Here is a 1,591-nt window from a genome sequence, read left to right as displayed (position 1 = left end):
GGTACATACGAGAAGATATCGATGCACTGGGTCGGCAGCGACATCCGCTAACTTCGCCAGGCTTCGGCGGTCCAGGCCGCCTGAAGCCGAAAGCCACTGCGCCGGGCCATTCCATGGATTTCTCCTTGATGCAGCGCGTCTTCCCGTTCTTCGTGGAAGCCGCCTTGGTGACGCTGGAACTGACAGCGCTGGCCCTGGTTCTGGGGCTGGCCGTGGCAGCACTTGCCGCGACCGCAAGAATGTCGAGATCGGCGATCCTGCGGGCCGTCGGCACGCTCTATGTGAGCCTGTTTCGCGGCACACCGTGCCTGATCCAGCTCTTCGTGCTCTATTTCGGCGGCCCGCAGATCGGCATCAATCTGGATCCGTTCGCGGCCGGCGTGATCGGCCTCGGCCTCAATATCGGCGCGTATATGGCGGAATCAATCCGGGGCGCGGTGGTGGCGGTCGACCGCGGCCAGACGGAGGCAGCCCGCACGATCGGATTCGGCCGGTTCCAGACCTTGCGCAAGGTGGTGCTGCCGCAAGCCGCCAGGCTGATGATCCGCCCGCTCGGCGTCAACACGGTTGCGCTGCTGAAAGGCTCGGCCCTGGTGTCCACCATCTCGGTCGTGGAATTGACCTACACCGCGCAGCGCTTCATCGGCTCCACCTACAAGCCGTTCGAAATCTTCGGCGTCGCGGCCCTGCTCTACATGATCATGGTCTATGCCGTCGCCCGCATAGTCGACATGCTCGACAAACGCTTCGCGATCGTCTGAGGCAGAACACGATGCAAGGCCTGGATTTCACAGTCATCGCGCCCTACTGGGATCTTCTGCTGACCGGCGCCTGGTGGACATCAGTGCTGACGGTCTCGGCGGGAGCGCTTAGCTTCGCCGGCGGCATCTTCTTTGCGGTTGTCGTACTCTACGCGCCGGCAATCCTGGCCTACCCCGTGCGCGCCTTCATGTGGGTGTTCATGGGCACGCCGCTGCTGTTGCAGCTCTTCCTGATCTATTTTGGCCTGGTGCAGGTCGGCATCGACATCCCTGCCCTCGTGGCCGGCATTGTCGGCCTTGGACTGCATTTTGCCGTCTACAATGCCGATGTCATCCGCGCGGGCATCGTGGCCGTCGATGTCGGCCAGACGGAAGGTGCACGCAGCATCGGCTTCGGCAAGTGGCAGACGCTGCGCCATGTCGTGATACCGCAGGCCATCCGCAACACGGCGCCGCCGATCGGCAGCAATTTGATCGCGCTGTTGAAGGAATCCTCCATCGTCTCGGTCATCGGCATTGCCGAGCTGGTTCACTCGGCGCAACTGGCGATCAGCGAAACGTTTCGCCCTTTCGAATTCTACATCACTGCCGCCGCGCTCTACTACATTCTCAACCTCGCGCTCGAAGCGGCCCTGCATAGGTTCGAAAGACATGTGGAGGTTTCCCGATGAGCACGCAGCGGCCGATGGTCGAGGTCCGCGGCGCACGCAAATCGTTTGGCGCCGTCGAGGTCCTCAGAGGTATCGACCTATCGGTCGAACGTGGGCAGATCGTCGCAATCATCGGCCCGAGCGGCTCCGGCAAGAGCACGCTGCTGCGTTCCATCAACC

Annotated in this window: 3 protein-coding genes; all 3 read left to right on the top strand. The window is 62.5% G+C overall.

All coding sequences use genetic code 11. From position 1 onward, the window contains the following. Positions 1–113: 113 nt before the first annotated feature. A complete protein-coding gene (locus tag FJ980_RS31080; protein ID WP_140493767.1) occupies positions 114–761 on the top strand; it encodes an amino acid ABC transporter permease in 648 nt (215 codons plus the stop codon). Positions 762–772: 11 nt separating this feature from the next. Further along, on the top strand, positions 773–1,432 hold the full coding sequence (locus tag FJ980_RS31075; protein WP_140522073.1) for an amino acid ABC transporter permease: 660 nt from the start codon (positions 773–775) through the stop codon (positions 1,430–1,432). Next, positions 1,429–1,591 (top strand): ATP-binding cassette domain-containing protein (locus FJ980_RS31070; protein ID WP_140547371.1); only part of this gene is annotated, 163 nt, incomplete at its 3' end. The genes FJ980_RS31075 and FJ980_RS31070, both read left to right, overlap by 4 nt.

Origin of the sequence: Mesorhizobium sp. B1-1-5, assembly GCF_006443065.1 — a bacterium.
Taxonomy (GTDB): domain Bacteria; phylum Pseudomonadota; class Alphaproteobacteria; order Rhizobiales; family Rhizobiaceae; genus Mesorhizobium.
This window is presented reverse-complemented; position numbering and strand designations above follow the sequence as displayed.